At 54.5% G+C, this 314-nt stretch carries 1 pseudogene; it reads left to right on the top strand.

Annotated features, from left to right (window positions below):
* Positions 1-44: 44 nt before the first annotated feature.
* Positions 45-314: pseudogene (locus HMPREF2912_RS12700) on the top strand (HNH endonuclease); the annotation flags it as partial.

Here is a 314-nt window from a genome sequence, read left to right as displayed (position 1 = left end):
GTTAGAACATTTCTTCTAACTCATGTTTCTCGGGGGAGACATTCATGACCACCGCCACGCACCCTTCAACCTCCTCTTCTTTCTTCTTCTCAACAACGAATCCGAATAATCCACACGCTATAGCCCGCGCGGCAGCCCGCCGCGCTATCTACAACACCTGGGTTGCTGCTATGCCCAGCCTGCAGGCTGATATCAACACCACCGCTTTAAGCTTGGTGGCTGCCTGGTCACTGCCGGAAGGCCACATCAAAGCAGGTCTGCGTGCTATCCACCGGCTTGATAGCCTGCCGAAAGTCAAACACCTGCAAGACACC

The organism is Corynebacterium sp. HMSC056E09, assembly GCF_001813425.1.
GTDB classification, from domain to species: Bacteria; Actinomycetota; Actinomycetes; order Mycobacteriales; family Mycobacteriaceae; genus Corynebacterium; species Corynebacterium hesseae.
Note: the sequence above shows the minus strand (reverse complement) of the source record. Positions and strands in the feature narration are given on the sequence as shown.